This window comes from Sphingorhabdus sp. 109 (assembly GCF_902506555.1).
In the GTDB taxonomy this organism is placed as follows: domain Bacteria; phylum Pseudomonadota; class Alphaproteobacteria; order Sphingomonadales; family Sphingomonadaceae; genus Parasphingorhabdus.
Genome location: NZ_LR732707.1, coordinates 1829943 through 1852282, shown reverse-complemented (window position 1 = coordinate 1852282; position 22340 = coordinate 1829943). Strand labels below are relative to the sequence as shown.

The following is a 22340-nucleotide window of genomic DNA, read 5'->3' as shown; positions in this document are numbered from 1 at the left end:
CGGTCGATGACCGGCGCTATTGAAATATTGGTTGATGCGGATGCCTGCCCGGTAAAGGATGAAATTTACCGGGTGGCGGATCGTCACGGCGTGGCGGTAGTGATTGTCAGCAACAGCCCGTTTCGTGTGCCCAATCATCCGCTGGTCAGCCGCGTGCTGGTCAGCGATGCCTTTGATGCGGCCGATGACTATATCGCAGAGCGCACCGGTGCTCGCACCATTGTGATCACGTCTGATATTTTGCTGGCGGATCGATGTGTGAAGGCGGGCGCTGCTGTGATCGGGTCGAACGGCAAGCCGTTCACAGCAAATTCCATTGGCGCGGCGGTGGCAACCCGCGCAATCATGGCTGACCTGCGGGCCGGCATGGGCAGCGAGAATATCGGCGGACCGCGCCCATTCAGCAAGGCGGACCGCTCGCGCTTTCTGTCGTCTCTCGATGAAATACTGGTTCGGTTGAAGCGGTCTGGCTAGTCTATGGTGACCTGAAAGGTCAGTGCGAAGCTGCTGGCGGCGGCCAGTGAAGTTGCCGTTGCCGTGATGGTGGAACCGGAAATATAGGCCCCATAGGGATCGCTTTCGTCGCTGCCGGTTGCATCGTCATCCTCGGCTGTTGCGGCGGATCCGCAATTGCTGCCGCTTCGCATCGACCCGGGATTATAGGTGAACGGTCCGGTAAGATTGTCGGTGGCGACAATGGAATCCGCGGTTGTCCCGCCGCTGTTGCTGATCAGAATGCAATATTGCACGATGGCATCCGGTATCCGTTTCGGATTGTCGGAACCATTGACGGGATCGCTGATAATCGAACTGATTTTGGTAACGCTGAGCGTAGTCGTTGGCCGGCAAAAGGTGATATCATGGATCGACATCGCCTGATTGCCCGAACTCGTCGGGGTGGTCGGCGGATAATTGTCATATACCACGGTTACCGAATCCACTGGCGAGGTGAAGGTGACGACCACATTGCCATAGGGATCGGTTGCACCGGAGGCGCCGTCGCCGATCACACTGTTGCCGCTGACATAATTTGCAGTGTTGTTCGACAGGGTCGGTAGCACCGAAGCGCCATTATAGGTGCCGGTGATGGTAACCCTGTCGGTGAACTGGTTGGCCGCATAATCGATATCGAAAATCCTGAACTGCAGGCCGGGAACAGCCGTCGGCAACGTGAATGTCGTGCTGGAACTGTGCGTTTCGTTACCGTTGTTCATGTAGAAGTAGAGAGCCCGGGTGCCGGATGCGCCGCCGCCTGAATTGCTGGTGGTTATTTCCGGCGTACTGTTGACGAAGCCATTTGGCGGCTGGGTGACGTTGAACAGGACATTGCCCAGACCCGAAACATTATAGGACTGGCTGAGCGAGCCGGACGGAGACCATGTGGTTGGCGAGGCCCAGCTGAACTGTAGCTGATTGGAGATTGAGCAAACCGACGTCAGCGGTGGTATATAGCCAGGCAGCCGACTGCCGGCGGTGAAGCTGACGCTGGCATAATCATCCTCGCTGGTCACTCCGTTATTCGGCGTTGAATCATGATCATAGGCGGAGGAAGATCGAATTTCCGCGACATTGGTGATGGTGCCGGACGAGGCCGTGATATTGACGTTCAACTCTATAGTGATTGTCTGCCCCGGCGCTATCGCAGTCCCCAGGGTCCAGATTCCGCCGCTATAGGTGCCGGTGCCCGAGGTGCCCGTGAGTGTGACTCCGGAAGGCAGATTGTCGCTGACCGTTACGCCCGTCGCCGTCAATTCTGATGTCGCGGCATTGGTGACCGACAATGTATATTTGCCGGTGTTGGTCGAGGTGGCGCCGAAGCTTTTGCTTATCGAAAGATCCGCAGAGGGAGCTTTTTCGGTGATATACAGATCGGCCCGGCGAAAGGATCCGGTATCGATGCGCTGCTGGTCGCAGATCTTCAGCGTCCAGGTGCCGAATGCATTTTCGCCATCAAAGGCAGACAGGCTGCCCTGGGGCGTTCTGCTGCTGGCATATACCGGCGTCAGCGAATCGTTGGATGTGTGGGAGGCGATGTCGCCATCATTGCCTTCATCGTCAAACTCGACATTCAGATTATTGGCACCGCCGCCGACATAGTCCATCAGCGTGACGACCGTGCCACTGGGTGAAGTCAGGCTGATTTCCAGATCGCGACGATAAGTATGGTCCAGCAGGACACCGATGTTGACATCCCCGATAATATAGCTGGTGCCGACGCTGAAGGAGCGGTCGACGGTCGCCGGACAGGCGTTGTCCGGGATTGAGACCGTGCTGCTGTTTGAATAGGTGTTGACGGTCTGAGCTTCGGCCTTGGCGGCCGGGAACAGCGCCGTCGCGCACAGGCACAGCAGCCCCCACAGCAAAGCGTGGACGGTCAATCGGCTCTGGCCCCCGAAAGATTTTCCCGAAAACATGAGCTTTCCCTATTCTGATAGGGCTAATTATTGGTTAACCACATGGTCGGGGCGGCAGGTTTTACAGGTATTTCAGGACGGTTACATCGGCGGGCGGGGTCAAGGCAGCTGCGGTCAGCGGGGATTCCAGTCCCCGCGACCGGCCATCCACAGGCTGGTTGCCGCCAGAGCGGCGGTATCGGCGCGCAATATGCGTGGGCCGAGCGAGACCGGCACCGACCGGGGCAGGGCGCGGATCATATCATTCTCCGCGTCGGAAAAACCGCCTTCCGGACCGATCAGGATCGCGGCCGGACCGTCATGCGCGACCAGCGCCTTGCGGAAACTGCCTTCGCCACTTTCATGGATACGCTCGTCGGCAAAGAAAAGATGGCGTTCGGCGGGCCATTGTTCGAGCAACTCGGGTAATTTCAGCTGTGGAGCAAGCACGGGCAGGGCGGTACGCTCGCATTGCTCTGCTGCCTCGATCATATGGGCGCGAAGCTTCTCGTGCTTGAAATTGGAGCTCTGGGTGCGCTCGGTCAGCACCGGGATCATTTTGGCGACGCCCAGTTCGGTCGCCTTCTCGGCGATCCAGTTGAACCGGTCTTTCTTGATCGGGGCGGAGCACAGCCAGAGGTCGGGGACGGCTTCCCGTTCGCGGGTCTTGCCATTGATGGTTAGGATCAGGTCGCGTTTGCCGAGGGCCGAAACATGGGCGAGATATTCGCCGGTGCGATCGTCGAACAGTTTCACCGGATCACCCTGTCTGATCCGCATGACCTTGAGTAGATAATGGGCATGGCTGCCGTCCAGCCGGATTTCGGCGCCGTCGGCAAGCTCGGCATCGACATAGAGGCGCGGAGCGCTGTGCGGGGGATAGGCGGGCGTGGCTGGCATGCGGCAGTGTTTAGCGCCCGCTTTCAGTCCCGTCATGCTGAATTTGTTTCAGCATCTCGGGCGGAGGACAGTTTTTGTCCGGAAGAGGTCTTGAAACAAGTTCAGGATGACGAACAGGGGAAATGACGATATGCGATCATCATGCCCAGCCAGTCAGATCATATTGTCCCTGATTCCGAACATAAGGGCATCATCGGCCTGCTGCCCGGGGCGGCGCAACCATTCGCTCTGCTCGCCCGTTTCGACCGGCCGATCGGCTGGTGGCTGCTGTTCTGGCCCTGTGCCTGGGGTGTCGCGCTGGCTGGCGGTGCGATTCAGCGCTGGGACCTGCTGCTCTGGCTATTGCTCGGATCGATCGCGATGCGCGGAGCCGGCTGTGTCTATAATGATATCGTCGACCGTGATCTCGACCGGCAAGTGGAGCGAACCCGCTCGCGGCCGCTGGCCAGTGGTGCCACATCGCTGAACGCAGCCTGGATATGGCTCGGGATCCTGTGCCTCATCGGCTTGGCTGTCTGGATCCAGCTCAACACCGCCGCCAAGCTGGTCGCGCTGGGCAGTCTCGCTTTGGTTGCCGCTTACCCGTTCATGAAACGCATCACCTGGTGGCCGCAGGCCTGGCTGGGGCTGGTGTTCAGCTGGGGTGCGCTAGTCGGATGGCTGGCGATCCTACCGCAGGTTCGCTGGGCCATGGTCTTGCTCTATTGCGGATCAATATTCTGGGTGATCGGCTATGACACGATTTACGCGCTGCAGGATCGGGAAGATGACGCGCTGGTCGGCATCCGGTCGAGCGCGTTGCGGCTGGGCGAAAATGTCCGTTTTGGCGTACTCGTCTTTTACCTTGTTGCGCTGACCAGTTGGGCAGCGGCCTTCTGGATGCTGCGGCCGCAATGGCTGGGTCTCGTGGCGCTGGTGCCGGTCGGGCTGCATCTTCTCTGGCAGGTCACGACCCTGAACAGCGGCGATGGCGATGATGCGCTCGCTAAGTTCCGGTCCAACCGCTTCGCCGGTTTCCTGTTGTTTCTCGCTTGTCTGGTTCTCGGTCAGGCAGGCTAGCCGCCAACGAAATTGCATTGCGTTTCGCAACCCAAGGCGTCTATGCTGCTTAACCGCATAGTTAATCTGACATCCTGTTTCCCGGAGATATCTGCATGAAAACACGTCGTCTGGGCCGAAGCCCGATCTATGTATCCGAAATCTGCATGGGAACGATGACTTTTGGCAGCGGCGCTGACGAAGCGATGTCACACCGAATCATGGACGAATCGGTCGAGGCGGGAATCAATTTCTTCGACACGGCAGAAAATTACCCGGTGCCGCCCAAACGAGAATGGGCAGGGGAAACGGAAAAGATTGTCGGCCGCTGGATGAAAGGTAAGGATCGCGACAGCCTGATCATCGCGACCAAGGTATCGGGCCCCAGTCACGGATGGATCGAATCTTCGCAACGGGCCGGCATGACCGCCCTTGACCGGCACAATATCGTCAAGGCGCTGGACGACAGTCTCAAACGGCTGCAGACCGATTATATCGACCTTTACCAGACCCATTGGCCCGATCACGGCACGGCTTATGACGAAACCATGGAAGTGCTCGACGAGCAAATCCGCAAGGGCAAGATCCGCGCGATCGGCTGTTCCAACGAAACCAGCTGGGGCCTGATGAAATCGCTGGAAGCGTCCGAACGGCTGGGCGTCACCCGCTATTGCACGATCCAGAATAATTTCAGCATGAACAACCGGCGGTTCGAGGATGAACTGGCGCAGGTCTGCCGGATGGAAGGGGTCAGCCTGATCCCTTATTCGCCGCTCGCCGGTGGGGCCCTGTCTGGTAAATATAATGACGGAGCTACGCCGGAAGGCGCGCGTTTTTCTGCCTATCTGAAAATGGGCGGCCGGCAGAAGAAAATGGCCGAGCGGTTCGTCAATCCCAAGTCCGAGGAATCGACGAAGCGCTATATGGCCATTGCCGAAGAACTGGGCGTAGCACCGGTGACGCTGGCGACGGCCTGGTCGAAACAGCATGATTTCGTCGCGTCCACCATCGTCGGCGCGACGCACACTGATCAACTGCCGGAAATATTCGCCGCCGCCGATCTGGAACTCAGCCCAGAGATGATGAAGCGGATCTACAAGATCAGCCGGGAAATCATGTATCCGATGGGCTGAGTCGCCAACGATAAAGAGAAAGACTTTTTATGAACCGTTTCCTTCAACATAGCGGCGCAAAATATCCGATCGTGCAGGCGCCGATGGGATGGATCGCCCGCTCGCAATTGGCTTCGGCCGTGTGCAATGCCGGCGGGCTCGGCATTATCGAGACCAGCTCGGGCGAGACCGAAAACTGCATGGCCGAGATCGAGAAGATGAAGGACCTCACCGACGCGCCCTTTGGCGTCAACCTTCCGATCATGTTTCTGAAAGACCCCGCGATCCTGACCCGTGTTTGCGAATCCGGTGTGAAATTCGTGACGACGTCTGCCGGCAGCCCGCGGAAATTTGTCGGTCCTCTGCAGGAGGCGGGTATCGTGGTCTATCATGCCGTCCCGACTGTTGCTGCCGCTATGGGCTGTGTCGAAGCTGGCGTGGACGGTCTGGTCGTCGAAGGTGCCGAGGGCGGCGGTTTCAAAAATCCCGAGGAAGTGTCGACCCTGGTCCTGTTGCAAGCGATCCGCCGGCAGACCGATATTCCTATGGTCGCCGCTGGCGGTATTGCGGATGGCAAAGGCATGGCGGCAGCCTTCGCGCTCGGCGCCGAAGCGATCCAGATGGGCACGCGCTTTGTGTCGAGCGCCGAAAGCCCTGTGCATATGAATTACAAGCAGGCGATACTCGATGCCGAGGAGACCGGCACCTATGTGCTGAACAAGAAAGCCTCGCCCTGCATTCGCGCGCTGAAGACCGAACGGACCGCAAAAATCCATGAGGACGGGGTGATGCCGCCCGACACGTTCAAGGGCATTATGGACGTCTATTTCGGCGGCGATATGGAGGCCTCCGTCGGGCTGGCCGGGCAATCTTCCGGTTTGATTGACGAGGTAAAAACTGCCAAACAGATTATCGACGAAACGGTGAGCGAATTTTTCGAAATCACCGGAAGACTGGGCGCGCTAGCGGCCAGCAGAAGTTTCTAGAAACATAGAAGAGAGGAATATTTCATGAGCCAATTTCCCGACGCAAAACAACTGTTCACCACCGTCACCGAAGACGGCAAATCGATCCTGTCGGTCGAACCCTATGACGTGCCCGAACCCAGGGAGCATGAAGTCGTGGTCCGGATGGAAGCGGTCCCGATCAATCCGTCCGATCTCGGCCTGCTGACCGCGGCCGCCAATATGGACACGGTGCGCAGCGAGACCGTTGATGGCCATCCGGCGCTGGTAGCCGATGTCGATCCCGCGATGCAGCCGTTTTTCAAAGGCCGTGCGGGCAAGAAGCTGGCGGCCGGCAACGAAGGCGCAGGCACGGTTGTGGCCGCCGGGTCTTCGGACGCGGCGCAGGCGCTGATGGGCAAGGTCGTGACCATTGTCGGTGGCGAGATGTATCGCACCCATCGCGTGATGCCCGCCATGATGTGCGTGCCGCTGCCCGAAGGCGCGCCGGCCAAGGAAGGCGCTTCGCTGTTCGTCAACCCGATGACCGTGCAGGGCTTTCTCAACACGATGCGGGCCGAAGGTCATACGGGACTGGTCCACACCGCGGCCGCGTCCAATCTCGGTCAGATGCTGGCCAAGCTTTGTCTCAAGGAAGGCGTGCCGCTCGTCGCCATCGTGCGATCCGACGCCCAGAAGAAGATCCTCACCGACATCGGCCTGACCTACGTCATTGACAGCAGCAAGGACGATTTCATGGATCAGCTGATCGCTGCGCTCGCCGAAACCGGCGCGACGCTCGGCTTCGACGCCATCGGCGGCGGCAAGATGGCGAGCTATATCCTGACCGCGATGGAAAAGGCTGCGGCGGTGCGCGGCGCGGAATTCAGTGTCTACGGCTCGACCGTTAACAAGCAGGTCTATATCTACGGTCGCCTCGACACCGGCGAAACCATTCTCGGCGGCGGTCTCGGTCTCTACTGGGGTGTCGGCGGCTGGTTGCTGACCCCGCATCTGGAAAAGGTCGGCGGCGAACGGATGATGGAAATGCGCATGTATACCGTCGAAGAGCGCAACGGCATCTTCCACAGCGACTATTCCAGCGAGATCAGCCTGATGGACATGATCGATCCGGACATCGCCAAGGGTTATGACAAGAAGGCAACCGGCGAGAAGGTCCTGGTTAATCCTAGTCTGTAAAGGTGCTCAATAGGGGTGTCGTCACCCCGGACATGATCGGAGGGCCAGAGCGGCAACGTGCCCGTGTGGCGGTTGCCGCTCTGGATCCTGAATCGGGTTCAGGATGAGCAATGGAGGCCTTCACTGATAGCTCACCACTTCCCACTCGATGCCGTTCCAGTCGAAGAAATAGAAGCGGCGGCCCGGATCATAGTCGGCATGGCTGAAAGGTTCGAGTCCGGCAGCGATGACCTTGGCTTCCACCGCGTCCAGATCATCGACGGTTATGCCGATATGATTGAGCGGCTCGCCCTTGTTGAACGTGGGGTCTGACGCCTGCACGTCCGGGTGGGTGTAGAGCGCGATATACTGATCCTGGGTGCCGACATGGATTGTATGGCCACCCGCCATCGCCGGTCCTTGCCAGCGGATGTGCCAGCCAAACAGATCGTGCAGCAGATCGGCGCTCCGTTGCGGATCGCTTACCGTGATATTGGCGTGTTCCAGTTTTCCGTTGGTCATTTTGCATTTCCTTTCTTCTTGTTTGAGGGGATGATCCGCCATGGCGGGAAGCGGCGATTGTCGCCGCCGCGAAACAGACAGAGCGGGTTGCCTGCGGGGTCGCGGAGCCGTGTCTCGCGCCAGCCCCAGCTCTGGTCGGTTGGTTGGGTGTCGAAGGTGATCCCGGTGGATTGCAGCTGCGCGACAATGTCATCGAGATCGTCGCATTCGAAATAGACCATGGTGGTCGGCGCTCCAATTCTGTCCATTTTGTGAATCGAGAAAGTCTCGCCGGCCGGCGTCTCGAAGCGCGCATAGCGAGGCGGAGAATCGACGATCTGGATGAGACCAAGCCTTTGATAAAAGGCAACCGACTCATCATAATCCAGGCATCCCACGGTGACCTGATTGAGTTTCATATCTGGTTTCCTCGCAATATTGACATCGCCATATTGGAAGAATTGGAAGCATGTTTGCCGTATCGCGACCGAGGCTCCGTGCCCGCCAATTTCTCCATGCTTGCGATTCGTACAACCTCAAGCTAAGTTGAGGTCAAGCTATTATTTTATCTCTTCATGCGCAGCATGGGGAAGGGGACGATCCGCAGGATGGTGGAGGGGGTAATTGCGGCAATAGGGCCCTCCGTCATCCGCCTTCTCCAAGGCTTCGGCGAAAGCCACCTTCCCATTGCTGCGTAACGGGGAGGAAAAGTGGAGGAGACAATGAACATGCCTCAGACGAAAGCCCTGACCATCGGCGCGCTCGCTGCCCGAACCGGCCTGTCAGTTTCGGCCATCCGATTCTATGAAGAAAAGGGGCTTGTTGAACCCTTCCGCTCTGCCGGCGGCCAGCGCCGCTTTCTGCGCTCGGATATCCGTCGGCTGAGTTTCGTCCTGATTGCCCAGCAACTGGGATTGAGTATCGGCGAAATCCAGCGGCAGCTGGCAAATCTGCCTCACGGCCGCACGCCGACCCAGGCCGACTGGACCCGGATCAGCAAGGCGATGCGCGGTGTGATCGACGAACGGATCGCGGAATTGGAACGCACTCGCGACCGGCTTGACGGCTGCATCGGTTGCGGCTGTCTGAGCCTGAAGAAATGCGCGCTCTATAATCCGGAAGACCGGGTCGGACGGAAGGGGCCAGGACCGCAGCTGATATTGGGTGACTGAATTGCCAGATTTTTGAAGCGGACCGGTTCATGCGCGGGAACGCTTTGTGATTCGGCGCGTAACTAACGCCATGAAACACTCAATATTGCTGGACCAGAATTGTCGAGCCAAACGCCAGGAGGAGTTGCAGGACGCCATCGCGTCGATGATCTCCCGGCCGGAATTTCCCTGTGTCGGAGCCAAATCGGCGCTGGCGCGTGATAGTCTCAAGGTGATTACCGGGCATAGTCTCGACAGCAGCTGGGACGATTTGCAGATCCATCGCGAATTGCTCGCCTGGGCGCGCGAATATCGCGATTCGTCTGAAGGCCTGCGGAGCCTTGCGGTCATATTCGAAGGACCGACAGATCTTTCGGAAGCCGAATTCGAAATGCTGTTGTGGGAGAGGATCCAGTCGATGGCGGACAAGGATGCCTGGCGCGGCCAGAGCTACGACGAACGGGTCAGCGCCAATCCCGATGACCCGCATTTTTCCCTCAGCTTTGGCGGCGAAGCCTTTTTCGTCATCGGTCTGCATCCCAATGCATCGCGCCCGGCCCGCCGCTTTTCCCACCCGGTGCTGGTGTTCAACCTGCACGACCAGTTCGAACGGCTCCGCGAACAGGGCAGCTATGACAAGATGCGCAAAACCATTTTGGCCCGCGATGAAAAGCTGGCCGGCGACATAAATCCGATGCTGGCCAAATATGGTGAGTCGAGCGAGGCTCGGCAATATAGCGGCCGCAAGGTTGGCGATGACTGGAAATGCCCCTTCCGTGATCGGCGCAGCCTATGAGCAGCTTTCGTATAGCGCCGCGCTCGGGCGTCGCGTTCCGGCTGAGGAAGGGCGAATATCTCGACGTGATTGATCCGGATGGCGGGCAGGTTTCGGATTTGCTCGCCTTCAATGCCGACGATGTCCGGGAAGTCATATCCAACGGCCGGACCTTCGATTACGAGGAAACAATCCAGCTGAGCGAGGGGAATTGCCTGTGGTCCAACCGGTCGCGGCGGATGCTGACGATCGTCGAGGATACGGTCGGGTCGCACGATTTTCTGCTGACACCGTGCAGCGAGGATACGTTCAAGCATTTCTATCCGGACAAGCCGGTGCATCGCGGCTGCTTCGGCAATCTCGCAGAAGCGCTGGCGCCCTTCGGCGTGGAGAAGGACTCCATCCCCTGTGCTTTCAACGTGTTCATGAATGTCCCTGTCGATCAGGCTGGCAAGCTGGAAGTGCTGCCACCAACCAGCAAGGCCGGCGACCGGCTGAGGCTGCGTGCGGAAATGGATCTGGTGATCGGACTGACGGCGTGCTCGGCCTATGCGTCGAATGGCGGGACGTTCAAGCCGATCGACTATCGGGTGTTGCCGAACGGAGCGCAGGCAGCGCCGGACGCCTAGCCGTTCAGGATCTTGCGCAATTCCTCGTTCTGTTCACACCAGGACCATTTTTCAACCGCTCATATATCGCATGTGTCAAAGCAATCGCAAAGGGACGCATGGCCGGTGTCGTAACCGGTCAGCCCGGATTATCCCGTTAACCCCGATCCGCTGAAGCGCCTTTGTGACTGGCGGATTCGGATCACTCCGCCGCCAGCAATTCTTCTGCCGCGTTCAGATCGACCGACACCAGCTGCGAAATTCCGCGCTCGATCATCGTTACCCCGAACAGGCGGTGCATGCGGCTCATGGTTACGGCATTGTGGGTGACGATCAGGTAGCGGGTGTTGGTTTCGGCGACCATTTTGTCGAGCAGGTCGCAGAAGCGTTCGATATTGGCGTCGTCGAGCGGCGCGTCCACCTCGTCCAGCACGCAAATGGGTGCAGGATTGGTCAAAAATAGGCCAAAGATGAGTGCCACGGCGGTCAGCGCCTGTTCGCCACCAGATAGCAGGGTGAGCGACGTCAGTTTCTTGCCCGGTGGCTGGGCCATGATTTCGAGGCCCGCTTCCAGCGGATCGTCGCTGTTGATCATTTCCAGATGGGCCTTGCCGCCGTTGAACAGGGTAGCAAAGAGCCGCTGGAAATGCTGGTCGACTTCCTCGAAGGCGGCAAGCAGCCGTTGCCGGCCCTCGCGATTCAGGCTGCCGATCGATCCGCGCAACTGGTGGATTGCCTCGTTCAGGTCCTGGCTCTCCTTGGTGGATATAGCCCACTCGCCTTCCAGTTCCGCCAGCTCGTCGGCGGCGACCAGATTGACCGGACCGATGCGTTCGCGGCTGAGTGTGAGCCGCTCGAGCTCTGCCGATTCTTGCGATGCGTCACCAACGCTATCGTCGTCAAATTCCAGTTTTTTCGGCAATACCACCGCCGGGCATTCGAACTTTTCGGCTGAAATGCGGCCCATTTCCATGCGGCGCAAATCCTGGTTCTCGGCGCGCGCCTTGGCGCCGGCGCGCAATTCGCGGGCCTGGCTGAGCATTTCACTGGCCTGATTGAGCCGGTCTTCATGGTCGCGCTGGGCGAGTTCGGCGGCCTGCAGCGCCGTGTCCTTTTCCACGACCTTGGCATCCAGCGCTCCCTGTTGTTCGGTCAACCGGGCCACCTCCACCTCGATCACCCGTGGGCGATCGGCAAGATTTTCCACCTCGGTCTCGATCAGCTTGGCTCGTTTGGCCATTTCGGCCATACGCGCTTCGGCTTCTCCCGAGCGATCCTGCCATGACCGGATTTGCGCGCTGGCAACGGCTTTTTGCTCCTTCACTTGCGCCAGCTTCTGGTCGATCCCGGAGAGGGCCGCCTGCGCTGTCATCACCTGCTGCCGCGCCGCATCACGCTGGTCCTGCAAGATCGAGCGGGCGTTTTCCTGGGCCGCGCCATCGGGCTGGCTGGCGCGTTCTTTTTGTGCGGCCTCCAGTTCGGCGAGCGCTGCCGCATTTTCCGTCTTTAGCGCAGCCTCCCGCTCGGCGAGACTGGTCGTACGCTTTTGCAGCCATGCCAGCGCTTCTTCCGCCTGATCGGCTTCGCGCAACGCCCGTCGCAAGCCTTCCTCCGCGTCGCGTCGCGCCGTGCGCGCGTCCCCCAGCTGCGTCTCGATTGCCGATATCGTCTCGCGCCGCTCGACAAGCGCTGCTTCCGCAACGGAAACCTTGTCGCCGGCCGGGACGAGCAGCTGCTGCAATTCCCGCAACCGGTTGGCGCGAACCAGCCGTTCGGCGCTGGCATTGCCATCGTCGCGAGCGACAAAGCCGTCCCACCGGCGCAAAGCGCCTGCTTTGGTGACAAGACGCTGGCCTACCGCCAGCATCTGGCCATTGTCGCTGTCTGCGACAAAAATCTGTGACAGACGATTGTGCAATTCCGCCGGTGCTTGGACTTGGTCCAACAGGCTTTCAGTACCGGCAGGTTTCTTGCCGGAAATGGTCATATCTCCCCCGCCCCAGAAGCGGTCTCCGTCCTCGCCGATCGATGCCAGCAAATCGTCGCCCAGCGCTGCGGCCAGCGCCCGTTCATAGCCCGGCGCCGGTTTGACCTGATCGATCGCCTTGTTGGTGCTTTCGGCCTTGGACAATTCGCGATCCAGCGCGTCATGTTCGGATTTCAGTCCAGCCAGTTCGGCCTTGAGCGTGGCCAGGCTGGATTGCGCCGCATCGCGAGCAGCTGTGGCTTCGATCCGCTGTTCCTCCAGCGAAGCGATTCTGACGATGCTGCTGTCGGCAGCTTTTTGCGCAGCCTCCCGCGCCGCGACCGCTTCGGCAAGGGATATCTGCAGCTCTCCCTCGTCGCCCATCTCCGCGCGTTCGGCGTTCAGCCGGCCGAGTTCCACTGACAGCCGGTCATGGCGCGTCTGCGCCGCATCGACGGCGGCATTGGCGACCTTGATTTCCGCCTGAATACGGGCTTCCTCGGCAACCGCGTTGGCCAGTTCGACTTCCGCTTCGCTGGCTGCGCGTTCGGCCCGTTCAGCGCCGCGCTCCAGCTCCGGGCGTTCCTTGGTCAGGTTGTTCAATTCGGTCGACAACCGCTTTTCGTCCTGCTCCAGCCGCGCCAGAGCCTCCATCGCATCGCGGGTCAGCTGGTCCTCGCGGGCATTATCCTCGTGGATGCGTTGCGCCTGTGCCTGGAGGTCGAGCAGCCGCGATTTCAGATTGTCGCGTTCGTTGGTCAGCGTCAGTAGCCGGTGGCTGGACTCGCTGGCTTGCTCGCGCGTCCGCTGGACCTCGGCGCGCAGGACGCCGAGCGCCTTGGCGCTTTCATTCTGGGCAGAGACAGCGGCCTGCTGTTCGTTTTGCGCGGCAGCGACTTTTGCTTCCGCCGCCTCGGCTTCGGCTTTGGCTGCATCGGAAGCAGCTGCCGCCTCTTTCCAGCGCGCGTAAATCAGCCGGCCTTCCGCGAGGGTGATTTCTCCGCTTAATTTTCTGTAGCGTTCCGCCTGCTTTGCCTGCCGTCGCAGATTGGCGGCGCGCTGCTCCATATCACCGAGAATATCGTCGAGACGCGCCAGATTTTTCTCCGCCGCGCGCAATTTCTGCTCGGCATCCTTGCGCCGGACGTGAAGGCCGGAAATGCCCGCCGCTTCCTCCAGCATCTCGCGGCGTGCTTCGGGCTTGGAGGAGATGATATTGGAGATTTTCCCCTGGCTGACCAGGGCAGGACTGTGCGCGCCGGTGGCAGCATCGGCAAAGATCAGGGCAATATCCTTGGCCCGGACATCGGTGCCATTGGCGCGATAGGCGGAGCCGGCGCCGCGCTCGATCCGGCGGACAATTTCCAGTTCGCTGTCATTGTCGCCGGCGTGAAGCGATGATACGTCATTGGTTTCGCGCTCGGCGGTCAGCGCGACTTCGGCAAATTGCCGTTCGGGCCGGTCCTGGGTGCCGGCGAAAATGACATCTTCCATGCCACCGCCGCGCATCGACTTGGCGCTATTTTCGCCCATCACCCAGCGAATGGCCTCGAGCAGGTTCGATTTGCCGCAGCCGTTGGGGCCGACCACCCCGGTCAGCCCTTTTTCAATGCGCAGCTCGGTGGGATCGACAAAGCTTTTGAAGCCCGAAAGTCTCAGCTTCTTTATCTGCACGGGATGCCCCCCGCGTCGACTGTGTCAGTCACCCTTTGCAATGCGCCCCCCGTGCGACTTGGCCCGGCGCCTATCTGGCGCCGGCCTCCTTCAGTTTTGTTTCGACCGCAGCCCAGTTGGTACCGTCAATTTTCTGGCCGTTGAGCAGGAAGGTCGGGGTTCCCTGGATGTCAAATTCCTCGACCGCTTTCTGCGTATTGTTCATTAGCGCTTCAGCCGCCGCGCTGTCCGCGAGACAGGCCTTGGCCTGATCTTCCGAAATGCCGCGCTGCTGGAAAAAGCTGATCAGGCCCAGCTGTTCGGCAAGGCGGACAAAACGCGTGTCCGGGCTGGCGCTCAATATGCTGCTATAGGTCGCCTCGCCCATGCCCTGCGCCTTTTCGAACATGGTTCCCTGGTAGCTCAGCGCCTGCTCGGTCAGGGGAAAAAACGGACCTTCGCCGCCACAGCGGGACAGGATGGCCGCCGAAAGATCGAGCGGATCACGCACGAAATTGCGGATTTCAAAGCTGACCTTGCCGGTTTCGACATAATTGTCGCGCAAGGGCGCAAAGGCCTGTTCGCCGAAATCCTTGCAGTGCGAGCAGGTGATCGACATATATTCGACCAGCTTGAGCGGTGCATCGGGATTGCCCATGACGATGCCGCCGGCTTCCGTCTTCGATACGGTTTCGGACCATTTCTGTCCCGCCGGGGCTTCGACCGCTTCGACCGAACCCGACGCGCTGGCACCGGATTCTCCCTCACTTGCTTCGCCGCATGCGGTTAGCGCCAGAGCGAGAGCCAGGGGAGCGATATAGTTGAAAGTGCGCATATTCTGTTCCTGTTTCCTGAAAATATCGAATGTCTATTGCGGAAGAACCGCCAGTTTCGGTTGCAATGCTGTCCAGCTGTGCACTTTGGCGAGCGGTTGATCGCCGATGGTGAAGCTCGGTGTGCCGGTCAGCTTGAGTGTCGATGTTGCATATTTCGTCATTGCCAAAATCTTGTCCTGTTCAGCCTGGTTGGCGAGACAGGCGTCGATCTGGGGCGCGGTAAAGCCACGGCCTTTCATCAGATTGTCGAGCCCGGCGGCGATGGCGATTTTCTTGAGCCGCTGGGGCACGGTGCCTTCATTGATCGTTTTCATCACTTCGGGAGAGGCGGACTGGAATTTCGTCAGCCATTTGGACTGCTGCATCAGCAGCGCGCGGTGATTGCCGAAAAACCGGGTCCGGCCACCGCAGCGTGCCAGCATGGCAGCCGTCAGGTCAATCGGGTTGAGAACCAGATTGCGCACCTCGAAGCTGATATGGCCCTTGTTCACATATTTGGCGGTTAGCGCGTTATGCGATTCCTTTTCAAAGGCCGCGCAATGGTTGCAGGTATAGCTCATATATTCGGTCAGCTTGTGTCGGGCGAGGGGATTGCCCATGACATGGCCGCCGATGGTGGACTGGGTCACGCGTTTGGTCCAGTCTGTTTCTTGCCCCGAAGCCGGGGCGACCATCACAACCGATGCTGCCAATGCCGAAGCAAGATACGCGCTTCCATACTTCATGTCCGGTCCTTCTTCTTGTCGCCGCCACCGATCTTGCCGATGATCCTGATGCTTTGTTGCGCCTCGTTCTTAGGGTCCGCTTCCGCCTTTGCAACTGCCGATGCCAGCGATTCGAGCACCCGGTTCAATTCGGGATCGCCAATATCGCGAAGATTCTCGCCCAGCTCGATCGGCGCGGGCTTTAGCGAAGCGGGCAGGGGGACCCTTTTTTCCCTGTCTTTCTTGGGCGTTACGGTGCCCTGTCTGAATCTAATCTGACTGACCGCGCCATAGCCGAAGAAGCGGTTGACCCGTTCGATGATGTCGGGTGCAATATGCTGCATCATCGTCGCATAGGCGCCACCGACCAGCAGATGCAGCGTCCCGCCCTCCTTCTCGCCGCGCGGAAAGCGGATCGATTCGGGCAGGGAAACGGCGGCGTAGCGTTCGCCGACAATTTCGGCCCAGCGGCTGACCACCGAGCTCTGGATAAAGCCATAGCGACGAAAGGCGGCGCGACCGATCTCCGGCATAAGATCGGAAATGCTTTTGGCCGGACCGCCGCGCGGACGCTGATATTTCTGATATGCCTTGGCAGCCGGTTTCCTGGCGGCTTTTTTGGGCGATTTTGCGGGCACAGCTTTACCGTTTTCGGCGCCCTTCGCCTTTTCATCTCCGATTTTGCCAATTTTCTTCGCCATTATGTCCTTTTATGGCATGGAGCGGCCATGGCCGTCGATAGCTTCTCCGCCAAAGCAGGTAAAATTTCTGCCAATATCGGTGCACATTATGTGGATAAGGCGCGTGAACTCCCCTGGCGTTCGCCGCCGGGCAGCAATTTGCCCGATCCCTATCATGTCTGGCTGTCCGAAGTCATGCTGCAGCAGACGACGGTGGGCGCGGTCAAAAGCTATTTCGAGAAATTCACCACGCGCTGGCCGACGGTTCAGGATCTGGCGCGGGCCGAGGAGGCGGACGTCATGGCCGCCTGGGCCGGCCTCGGCTATTATGCGCGGGCGCGAAATCTTCGTAAATGTGCGGTGTATGTCACGGAAAAGAAAGACGGAGTCTTTCCTCAGAAAGAGTCTGAACTGCTGAAATTGCCGGGTGTAGGCGTCTATACGGCGGCGGCAATCGCAGCGATTGCCTTTGGCGAGCGGGCGGTGGTGGTGGACGCGAATATAGAGCGGCTGGTGGCGCGGCTGTTCGCCATCGACACGCCGCTTCCCAAGGGGAAGGCCGAGATTCGCGCGGCGATGGATGCCATCACCCCGCGCCATGGTGCCGGCGATTTCGCGCAGGCCTGTATGGATATCGGCGCGACCATCTGCACATCCACAAATCCGAAATGTGACATCTGTCCGGTGCAGGATCGATGCGCCGCCTTTGCGCGTGGCAAGGTCGAGGCCTTTCCGGTCAAGCCGCCAAAGAAAGCCAGGCCGGTCCGCCGCGCGCGCTTTTTCTGGATAGAGCAGCAGGGCCGGATATTGCTCGCCACGCGTCCGTCGAAAGGGATGCTTGGCGGGATGCGAGCGCTGCCGGATGACGGCTGGGCGGCGGGCAGGGACGGCCATGCTACGCCGCCGATGGCGGGCGCTTGGCAGGTGCATGACAATATCGTTCAGCACAGCTTCAGCCATTTTTCGCTCGAAGTGGATTTGGCGGTTTATCAGGACGAGAAAATCGTTACTAACAAGGATGACAATATCTGGTGGTCACTGGATGATATAGCGGGGGCAGGGCTGCCGACATTATATGCCAAGGCCGTGCAATGGAAAATGAAGGAAGAAAAATGACTGCTGGAACAATTGCTGCATCTTTGTCTGGTCCATCATTTTCCCGGCGCTCCGCGCTCGGCGGCATCGGTGCCGGCGCCTTTCTGGCCGGCATGCCCTCCCTTGCCCTGGCCCGCGAAGCGGCGAACAAATTCCCCGGCCTGACCAAGATCATCAACCAATATGTTGCGGAAAAGAAAGTCGCCGGCATGATGGCCATGATCGGCTTTGGTCAGCAGGTGCCGGAAGTTATCACCGCCGGATCACAGAAACTGGGCGGCGACAGGCCAGTCGGGCCCGACACTTTGTGGCGGATGTATTCGCAGACCAAGCCGGTAACCGGCATGGCCACGATGATGCTGGTCGAAGACGGTCTGATCTCTCTCGATCAGCCGCTGTCGGATATTTTTCCCGAATTTGCCGATATGCAGGTGCTGGTCGATCCCGAAGGTTCGATCGACAATGTGGAACCGGCCAAGGCCCCGATTACCATCCGACAGCTGCAAACCCACACGGCCGGTCTCGGCTATACGATCATATCCAAGGGGCCGATCCAGAAGGCCTATCTGGCCGCTGGTCTGACCCCGGGGCGCGTGAGCCGCAATCCCATCCCCGGTGTCGATGCCGGCGCGCCGACGCCTGACATCATGACTTTCGTCAAGCGCCTCTCGGAACTGCCTCTGGTCTACCAGCCCGGCACGCAGTGGAGCTATTCGCTCAGCCATGATGTCCTGAGTGCGGTGATCGAAAAGGTCTCCGGCAAGCCGCTCGACCAGTTTCTGCAGGAACGGATGTTCGGGCCCTTGGGCATGGACAGCATATTCTATCAGGTCCCCGCCGACCGCGCGGCTGACCTGGCCGACAATTACGCACCGTTCGCCGGAGCGCTGATACCGATCGATCCGGGCGCGACCAGCATCTATCTCGACAAGCCGGCTTTTGCCTTTGGCAGCACCGGACTGGTCGGCACCGCCGGCGATTATGACAAGTTCCTGCAGATGATCCTCGGATTCGGCAGAGTGGGCGATGTGCAGGTGATGAAGCCGGAAACGGTGAAGCTGGGCATTTCCAATCTGCTGCCCGAAACGGCCAGCACGGCGGGGACCTGGGTGGCCAATCACGGCTTCGGCGCGGGCGGCCGTTCCGGTCTCGGCACCGCCGTCAGTCCGCCGGGCACATTTGGCTGGGGCGGCGCAGCCGGTACCTCGGCCTTTGTGGACACCGTTCGCGGGCTGCGGGCCGGCGGCTATACGCAATATATTCCTTCGAACAGCTACCCCTTCCAGTCGGATTTTCCGAAATATGTCTACGCCGATCTTATCGGTGCAGCGCAGGCGGGTGCGGGCAAGACCAGCCCCTGAGGGCAGAAAATTCTCTCCCTGTTCCGGGGAGCAAAGATATAAATATCGAGAATGTCCGGGAGACAAGATGCCAAAAACTGAACAGACCATCGTGCCGACCTTTGCCGGCGGAACGCTTGATCGTGCTGACCAGGTACGGGTCAGTCCCGACCGACTGCGCGCGGCGATGATGAATCCGCGGGCCAGGCTGCTCAAACTGGATGGCCTCAACCCGGTATTTGATGCCTATGGTGATCTGGCCTGGGGGGCCGCGTTTGAAGCCTCGCCGGACAATGATCTGCTGTTGCTCGGTATCGACGAGGATATACCCTATTTTGCCGAACTGAACGGGGCAGGGGATGCCGGGCCGGCGGCCAATCGGGCGCTGTGGCAGACTTTGGGTGCTTTGCCGGCCGAGCAGGCGGCGATCTATGCGACGGCGCGCAGTCTGGTCGACTGGCACGCGCGGCACAAATTTTGCGCGCAATGCGGCAAACCGACCGGGTCGCGCAAGGGCGGCTGGGCAAGGCTATGCGACCGCGAGCAGGACGGTTGCGGGGCCGAGCATTTCCCGCGCACCGATCCGGTGGCGATCATGCTGTCGGAATGCGAAGGTAAAGTCCTGCTTGGGCGTCAGCCCCGCTTTCCACCCAAAAGCTTTTCCGCGCTGGCCGGATTTCTGGAGCCCGGCGAGAGCATAGAAGGCTGCGTCAAGCGCGAGCTGTTCGAGGAAGCCGGGATCCATGTCCACGATGTTCGCTATGTCGCCAGCCAGCCATGGCCGTTCCCCTCATCGCTGATGATCGCGTGTACCAGTCATACCGACGATCCGACGCTGACCCTCGACGAAGAGGAAATCGAGGAAGCAGCGTGGTTCACGCTCGCCGAGGTCAAGGCGGCAATGGCCGGTGATCCGGATGCGCTGTTCGTCGCGCCGCCACCCTTCGCCATCGCCCATGATCTGCTGAAACACTGGGTCGACAGCAAAAGCTGATGCGCGGCTAGACCAACCCCAGGCTGGCCAGCTCGCCAAGCATCTCTGCCGGCATCTCTTCTGCGCCTTCCGCGCCATCGGCAAGATCGGGCGGCGCGTCTTTCGCTTCCAGATAGCGCCAGCCCTGATGGGCACGCTTGGGGACCGGCTGGACTGCAATCAGTTTCGGTTCGAGCCGGATCCACTGTTTTCCCTGACCGTTTTCCATGAAGCCGAGGATCGGCGAACGGCCGATAATTTTCTTGGCGTGAATCCAGTAGAGCGAGCCGCCGACCATTTCCGCATGCCGTTTCGGCAGATAACGGGTGGTCAGGCGCGCCTCCCCATCGGTGGTGCTGTTGTGCCTGTGTGATTCCAGCCATTGGCGCAGCGTTGCCGGGCTTTCGCTGCGATAGGCAATCTTGGTCATGTTGAGTGGCATGGGTGATATCTGTGGGGGGCGACCGCTTTAGTCAAGCAGCTTCCGGATCGTAGCGGGACCGACCGGCTCCTTTCCGAGGCGGAATCATGTAGTTTGTTATTGCAAATGATTATCAATATCATAATGTAGGGAGAATCGGACAGCAAGGAGAGACAGATTGACCGAGATACTGGAGAAGCTTCTACTACCGTTACCGGATATCCGGTCGCTGCCGGCAGTCGAGGCGAAATTGATCATTGCCTTTCGCCTTGCCGTTGTGGCGAGCCAGAACTCGCTGGACTGTCTGGACAATCTGTCCGACCGGCTGGGAGGGCGGCAGGCGGCAACCCGAATGTTGATATTGGCCGAGACCATCGGATCGGCCTGGCAGGAACCGTTTCAGATCGGACGCCCCTGTTCATCGCTGACAACGCCGGATGAAATATGGTTGGTGGCGGCGATCCGGCTGGCGGCCGGTGACAACCGTCCGGGTTTTGATGTGCTCAGTTGCGAGATGCTGGGCGATTGCGAGCGGGAGCGGATTTATCAGGATCTCGGCAATTTTGTTGCCGCCTATACGAGCACTAGAGGCTGACCATCCCGCTGCCGACGGCGAGCCCGAGAAACGCAAGAAAACCCATGGTGTCGGTGATCATGGTGACGAACACCGAAGAGGCCAGCGCCGGATCCTGATCGATCCGGTCGAGCATGACGGGTACAAAAATCCCGGCAAAACCGGCGATCACAATATTGATCATCATCGCCAGCGCGATCACGCCGCCGAGCATTGGATTGGCAAAGACCAGACCGGTGCCCAGGCCGACCAGCACGGCGATCGTCGCGCCGTTGAGCAGGGCTATGCGGAATTCCCGCCCGATGATCCGGCGGGTGTTGGACCGGGTCAGTTCGTTCATCGCCAGCGCGCGGACCGAGACCGCCATGGTCTGGGTGCCGGCATTGCCGCCGATCGACGCCACGATCGGCATCAATATGGCCAGCGCCACCATCTGTTCGATCGCCGCCCCGAAAATCGAAATGACAAAGCTGGCGACCAGCGCAGTTGCCAGATTGGTGATCAGCCAGCGAACCCGCGCCTTGTAGCTGTCGCGGATCGGCTCGTTGATGTCGCCATCGCCGGCACCGGAGAGCAGCAGCACGTCCTCGCTGGCCTCGTCTTCGACAATGTGCAGAATATCATCGACGGTGATCATCCCGATCAGGCGCCCGTCATCATTGACGACCGCGGCCGAAATAAGATTATATTTCTGGAAGCGCAGCGCCACTTCTTCCTGGTCCAGGTCGACCGGGATCAACGTCTGTTCCCGCTTCATCACGTCGGCGATGGCAATGTCGCGCGGAGTCCTGAGGATCCAGCTGAGCTGGCAAGTGCCGATCGGCCGGAAAGCCGGATCGACGACATAAATTTCCCAGAATTCGGTAGTCAGATCATCATTCTTGCGGAGATAGTCGATCAGGTCGCCGACCATCATATGTTCGGGCACCGCGACAAATTCGCGCTGCATGATCCGGCCGGCGGTTTCTTCCTCATAGGTAAGGGCGCTCTCGATCGCGGCTCGGTCTTCGGCATCCAGTTCGGCGAGAACCGCCTGCTGCTCGCCTTCATCCAGATCCTCGATAATCGCCACCGCGTCATCGGTGTCGAGCTGTTCGGTCAGGTCGGCAATCTGGCCGGCGTCGAGCACGTCGATCAGATCTTCGCGAACATGCTCGTTCATCTCGGCGAGGACGTCGGCGCTGACCAGATCACCCAGCACGCTCGCCAGCGGCGCCCGCTCGTCGGCATCGACCAGTTCGAACAGATCGGCAATATCGGCATTGTGGAGCGGGTTGACCAGCTCCTGCGCCAGAACGCTGTTATTCTCTTCGACCGCATCGGAAACCGAACGGACAAATTCATCGGTCAGCCGGTTGTCTTCGTCGAGAACCTCTTCGCGGTCGAGGACTGCGTCGGGGGCGTCGTTGATATCGGTCATCGCGATGCTCCCCTTTCTGCGCGAGCTCGGCTGTCTATTAGGCGTTGCACCGTTGCAATTGCAATCTTTTGTGACAA

22 protein-coding genes are annotated in these 22340 nt (G+C 59.7%); 12 read left to right on the top strand and 10 right to left on the bottom strand.

Annotated elements, in window-relative coordinates:
• Positions 1-18: 18 nt before the first annotated feature.
• Entirely contained in the window at positions 19-474 is a 456-nt protein-coding gene (locus BOSE62_RS08665; RefSeq protein ID WP_159647977.1) for a YaiI/YqxD family protein, read from the top strand.
• On the opposite strand, the gene BOSE62_RS08660 is transcribed toward BOSE62_RS08665, so the two are convergent.
• Together BOSE62_RS08660 and BOSE62_RS08655 are read right to left on the bottom strand one after the other, a co-directional pair.
• Complete coding sequence (locus BOSE62_RS08660; RefSeq protein ID WP_159644457.1) at positions 471-2414, bottom strand: proprotein convertase P-domain-containing protein; 1944 nt, start codon at positions 2412-2414, stop codon at positions 471-473. The genes BOSE62_RS08665 and BOSE62_RS08660 overlap by 4 nt on opposite strands.
• Before the next feature lie 114 nt (positions 2415-2528).
• Positions 2529-3293: a 16S rRNA (uracil(1498)-N(3))-methyltransferase gene (locus BOSE62_RS08655; RefSeq protein WP_159647976.1), complete on the bottom strand. Its 765-nt coding sequence runs from the start codon at positions 3291-3293 to the stop codon at positions 2529-2531.
• Between the two features lie 141 nt (positions 3294-3434).
• Here BOSE62_RS08655 and ubiA point away from each other — a divergent pair, with 141 nt between their 5' ends.
• From ubiA to BOSE62_RS08635, 4 genes are all read left to right on the top strand, one after another.
• Positions 3435-4352 carry a 4-hydroxybenzoate octaprenyltransferase gene (ubiA, locus tag BOSE62_RS08650; protein ID WP_159644454.1) on the top strand — a complete coding sequence of 306 codons (918 nt, stop codon included), beginning with the start codon at positions 3435-3437 and terminating at the stop codon, positions 4350-4352.
• A 95-nt stretch (positions 4353-4447) separates the two neighbouring features.
• Positions 4448-5464, top strand: a complete 1017-nt coding sequence (locus tag BOSE62_RS08645; RefSeq protein WP_159644449.1) for an aldo/keto reductase — start codon at positions 4448-4450, stop codon at positions 5462-5464.
• Between the two features lie 29 nt (positions 5465-5493).
• Positions 5494-6429 carry an NAD(P)H-dependent flavin oxidoreductase gene (locus tag BOSE62_RS08640; protein WP_159644443.1) on the top strand — a complete coding sequence of 312 codons (936 nt, stop codon included), beginning with the start codon at positions 5494-5496 and terminating at the stop codon, positions 6427-6429.
• Positions 6430-6453: 24 nt separating this feature from the next.
• The gene (locus tag BOSE62_RS08635; protein ID WP_159644440.1) at positions 6454-7587 is read left to right on the top strand and encodes an NADH oxidase; all 1134 of its coding nucleotides are present in this window, start codon (positions 6454-6456) and stop codon (positions 7585-7587) included.
• Positions 7588-7707: 120 nt separating this feature from the next.
• On the opposite strand, the gene BOSE62_RS08630 is transcribed toward BOSE62_RS08635, so the two are convergent.
• Positions 7708-8088: a VOC family protein gene (locus tag BOSE62_RS08630; protein ID WP_159644438.1), complete on the bottom strand. Its 381-nt coding sequence runs from the start codon at positions 8086-8088 to the stop codon at positions 7708-7710.
• The gene (locus BOSE62_RS08625; RefSeq protein ID WP_159644436.1) at positions 8085-8486 is read right to left on the bottom strand and encodes a VOC family protein; all 402 of its coding nucleotides are present in this window, start codon (positions 8484-8486) and stop codon (positions 8085-8087) included. The genes BOSE62_RS08630 and BOSE62_RS08625 overlap by 4 nt, the downstream gene beginning before the upstream one ends.
• 309 nt (positions 8487-8795) lie before the next feature.
• On the opposite strand from BOSE62_RS08625, the gene soxR reads away from it, so the two are divergent.
• The 3 genes from soxR to BOSE62_RS08610 all read left to right on the top strand — a co-directional run bounded on the left by soxR (position 8796) and on the right by BOSE62_RS08610 (position 10622).
• Complete coding sequence (gene soxR / locus BOSE62_RS08620) at positions 8796-9239, top strand: redox-sensitive transcriptional activator SoxR (protein ID WP_159644433.1); 444 nt, start codon at positions 8796-8798, stop codon at positions 9237-9239.
• Between the two features lie 70 nt (positions 9240-9309).
• Positions 9310-10014 carry a guanitoxin biosynthesis heme-dependent pre-guanitoxin N-hydroxylase GntA gene (gene gntA, locus BOSE62_RS08615; protein WP_159644430.1) on the top strand — a complete coding sequence of 235 codons (705 nt, stop codon included), beginning with the start codon at positions 9310-9312 and terminating at the stop codon, positions 10012-10014.
• Positions 10011-10622: a DUF1989 domain-containing protein gene (locus BOSE62_RS08610; RefSeq protein WP_159644427.1), complete on the top strand. Its 612-nt coding sequence runs from the start codon at positions 10011-10013 to the stop codon at positions 10620-10622. The genes gntA and BOSE62_RS08610 overlap by 4 nt, the downstream gene beginning before the upstream one ends.
• A 181-nt stretch (positions 10623-10803) precedes the next feature.
• On the opposite strand, the gene smc is transcribed toward BOSE62_RS08610, so the two are convergent.
• From smc to BOSE62_RS08590, 4 genes are all read right to left on the bottom strand, one after another.
• Positions 10804-14241, bottom strand: coding sequence for a chromosome segregation protein SMC (gene smc, locus BOSE62_RS08605; RefSeq protein WP_159644425.1), 3438 nt, complete (start codon positions 14239-14241; stop codon positions 10804-10806).
• 70 nt (positions 14242-14311) lie between these two features.
• Positions 14312-15055 (bottom strand): thioredoxin domain-containing protein, encoded by a 744-nt coding sequence (locus tag BOSE62_RS08600; RefSeq protein WP_159644411.1) that lies wholly within the window; start codon positions 15053-15055, stop codon positions 14312-14314.
• Positions 15056-15088: 33 nt separating this feature from the next.
• Positions 15089-15781 (bottom strand): DsbA family protein, encoded by a 693-nt coding sequence (locus BOSE62_RS08595; protein WP_159644408.1) that lies wholly within the window; start codon positions 15779-15781, stop codon positions 15089-15091.
• A complete protein-coding gene (locus BOSE62_RS08590) occupies positions 15778-16461 on the bottom strand; it encodes a DUF721 domain-containing protein (protein ID WP_159644403.1) in 684 nt (227 codons plus the stop codon). The genes BOSE62_RS08595 and BOSE62_RS08590 overlap by 4 nt, the downstream gene beginning before the upstream one ends.
• A 27-nt stretch (positions 16462-16488) precedes the next feature.
• Here BOSE62_RS08590 and BOSE62_RS08585 point away from each other — a divergent pair, with 27 nt between their 5' ends.
• The 3 genes from BOSE62_RS08585 (at position 16489) to nudC (ending at position 19869) form a co-directional block, all read left to right on the top strand.
• Positions 16489-17556 (top strand): A/G-specific adenine glycosylase, encoded by a 1068-nt coding sequence (locus tag BOSE62_RS08585; RefSeq protein WP_159644390.1) that lies wholly within the window; start codon positions 16489-16491, stop codon positions 17554-17556.
• Entirely contained in the window at positions 17553-18896 is a 1344-nt protein-coding gene (locus tag BOSE62_RS08580; RefSeq protein ID WP_159644388.1) for a serine hydrolase domain-containing protein, read from the top strand. The genes BOSE62_RS08585 and BOSE62_RS08580 overlap by 4 nt, the downstream gene beginning before the upstream one ends.
• 67 nt (positions 18897-18963) lie before the next feature.
• Complete coding sequence (nudC, locus tag BOSE62_RS08575; RefSeq protein WP_159644383.1) at positions 18964-19869, top strand: NAD(+) diphosphatase; 906 nt, start codon at positions 18964-18966, stop codon at positions 19867-19869.
• Positions 19870-19876: 7 nt separating this feature from the next.
• Here the strand turns inward: nudC and BOSE62_RS08570 are convergent, their stop codons facing one another.
• Entirely contained in the window at positions 19877-20290 is a 414-nt protein-coding gene (locus BOSE62_RS08570; protein WP_159644378.1) for a DUF1489 family protein, read from the bottom strand.
• A 157-nt stretch (positions 20291-20447) separates the two neighbouring features.
• On the opposite strand from BOSE62_RS08570, the gene BOSE62_RS08565 reads away from it, so the two are divergent.
• On the top strand, positions 20448-20864 hold the full coding sequence (locus BOSE62_RS08565; protein WP_159644376.1) for a hypothetical protein: 417 nt from the start codon (positions 20448-20450) through the stop codon (positions 20862-20864).
• Here BOSE62_RS08565 and mgtE read toward each other — a convergent pair.
• The gene (gene mgtE, locus BOSE62_RS08560; protein WP_159644374.1) at positions 20854-22263 is read right to left on the bottom strand and encodes a magnesium transporter; all 1410 of its coding nucleotides are present in this window, start codon (positions 22261-22263) and stop codon (positions 20854-20856) included. The two genes, BOSE62_RS08565 and mgtE, sit on opposite strands and share 11 nt — an antisense overlap.
• Positions 22264-22340 lie beyond the last annotated feature (77 nt).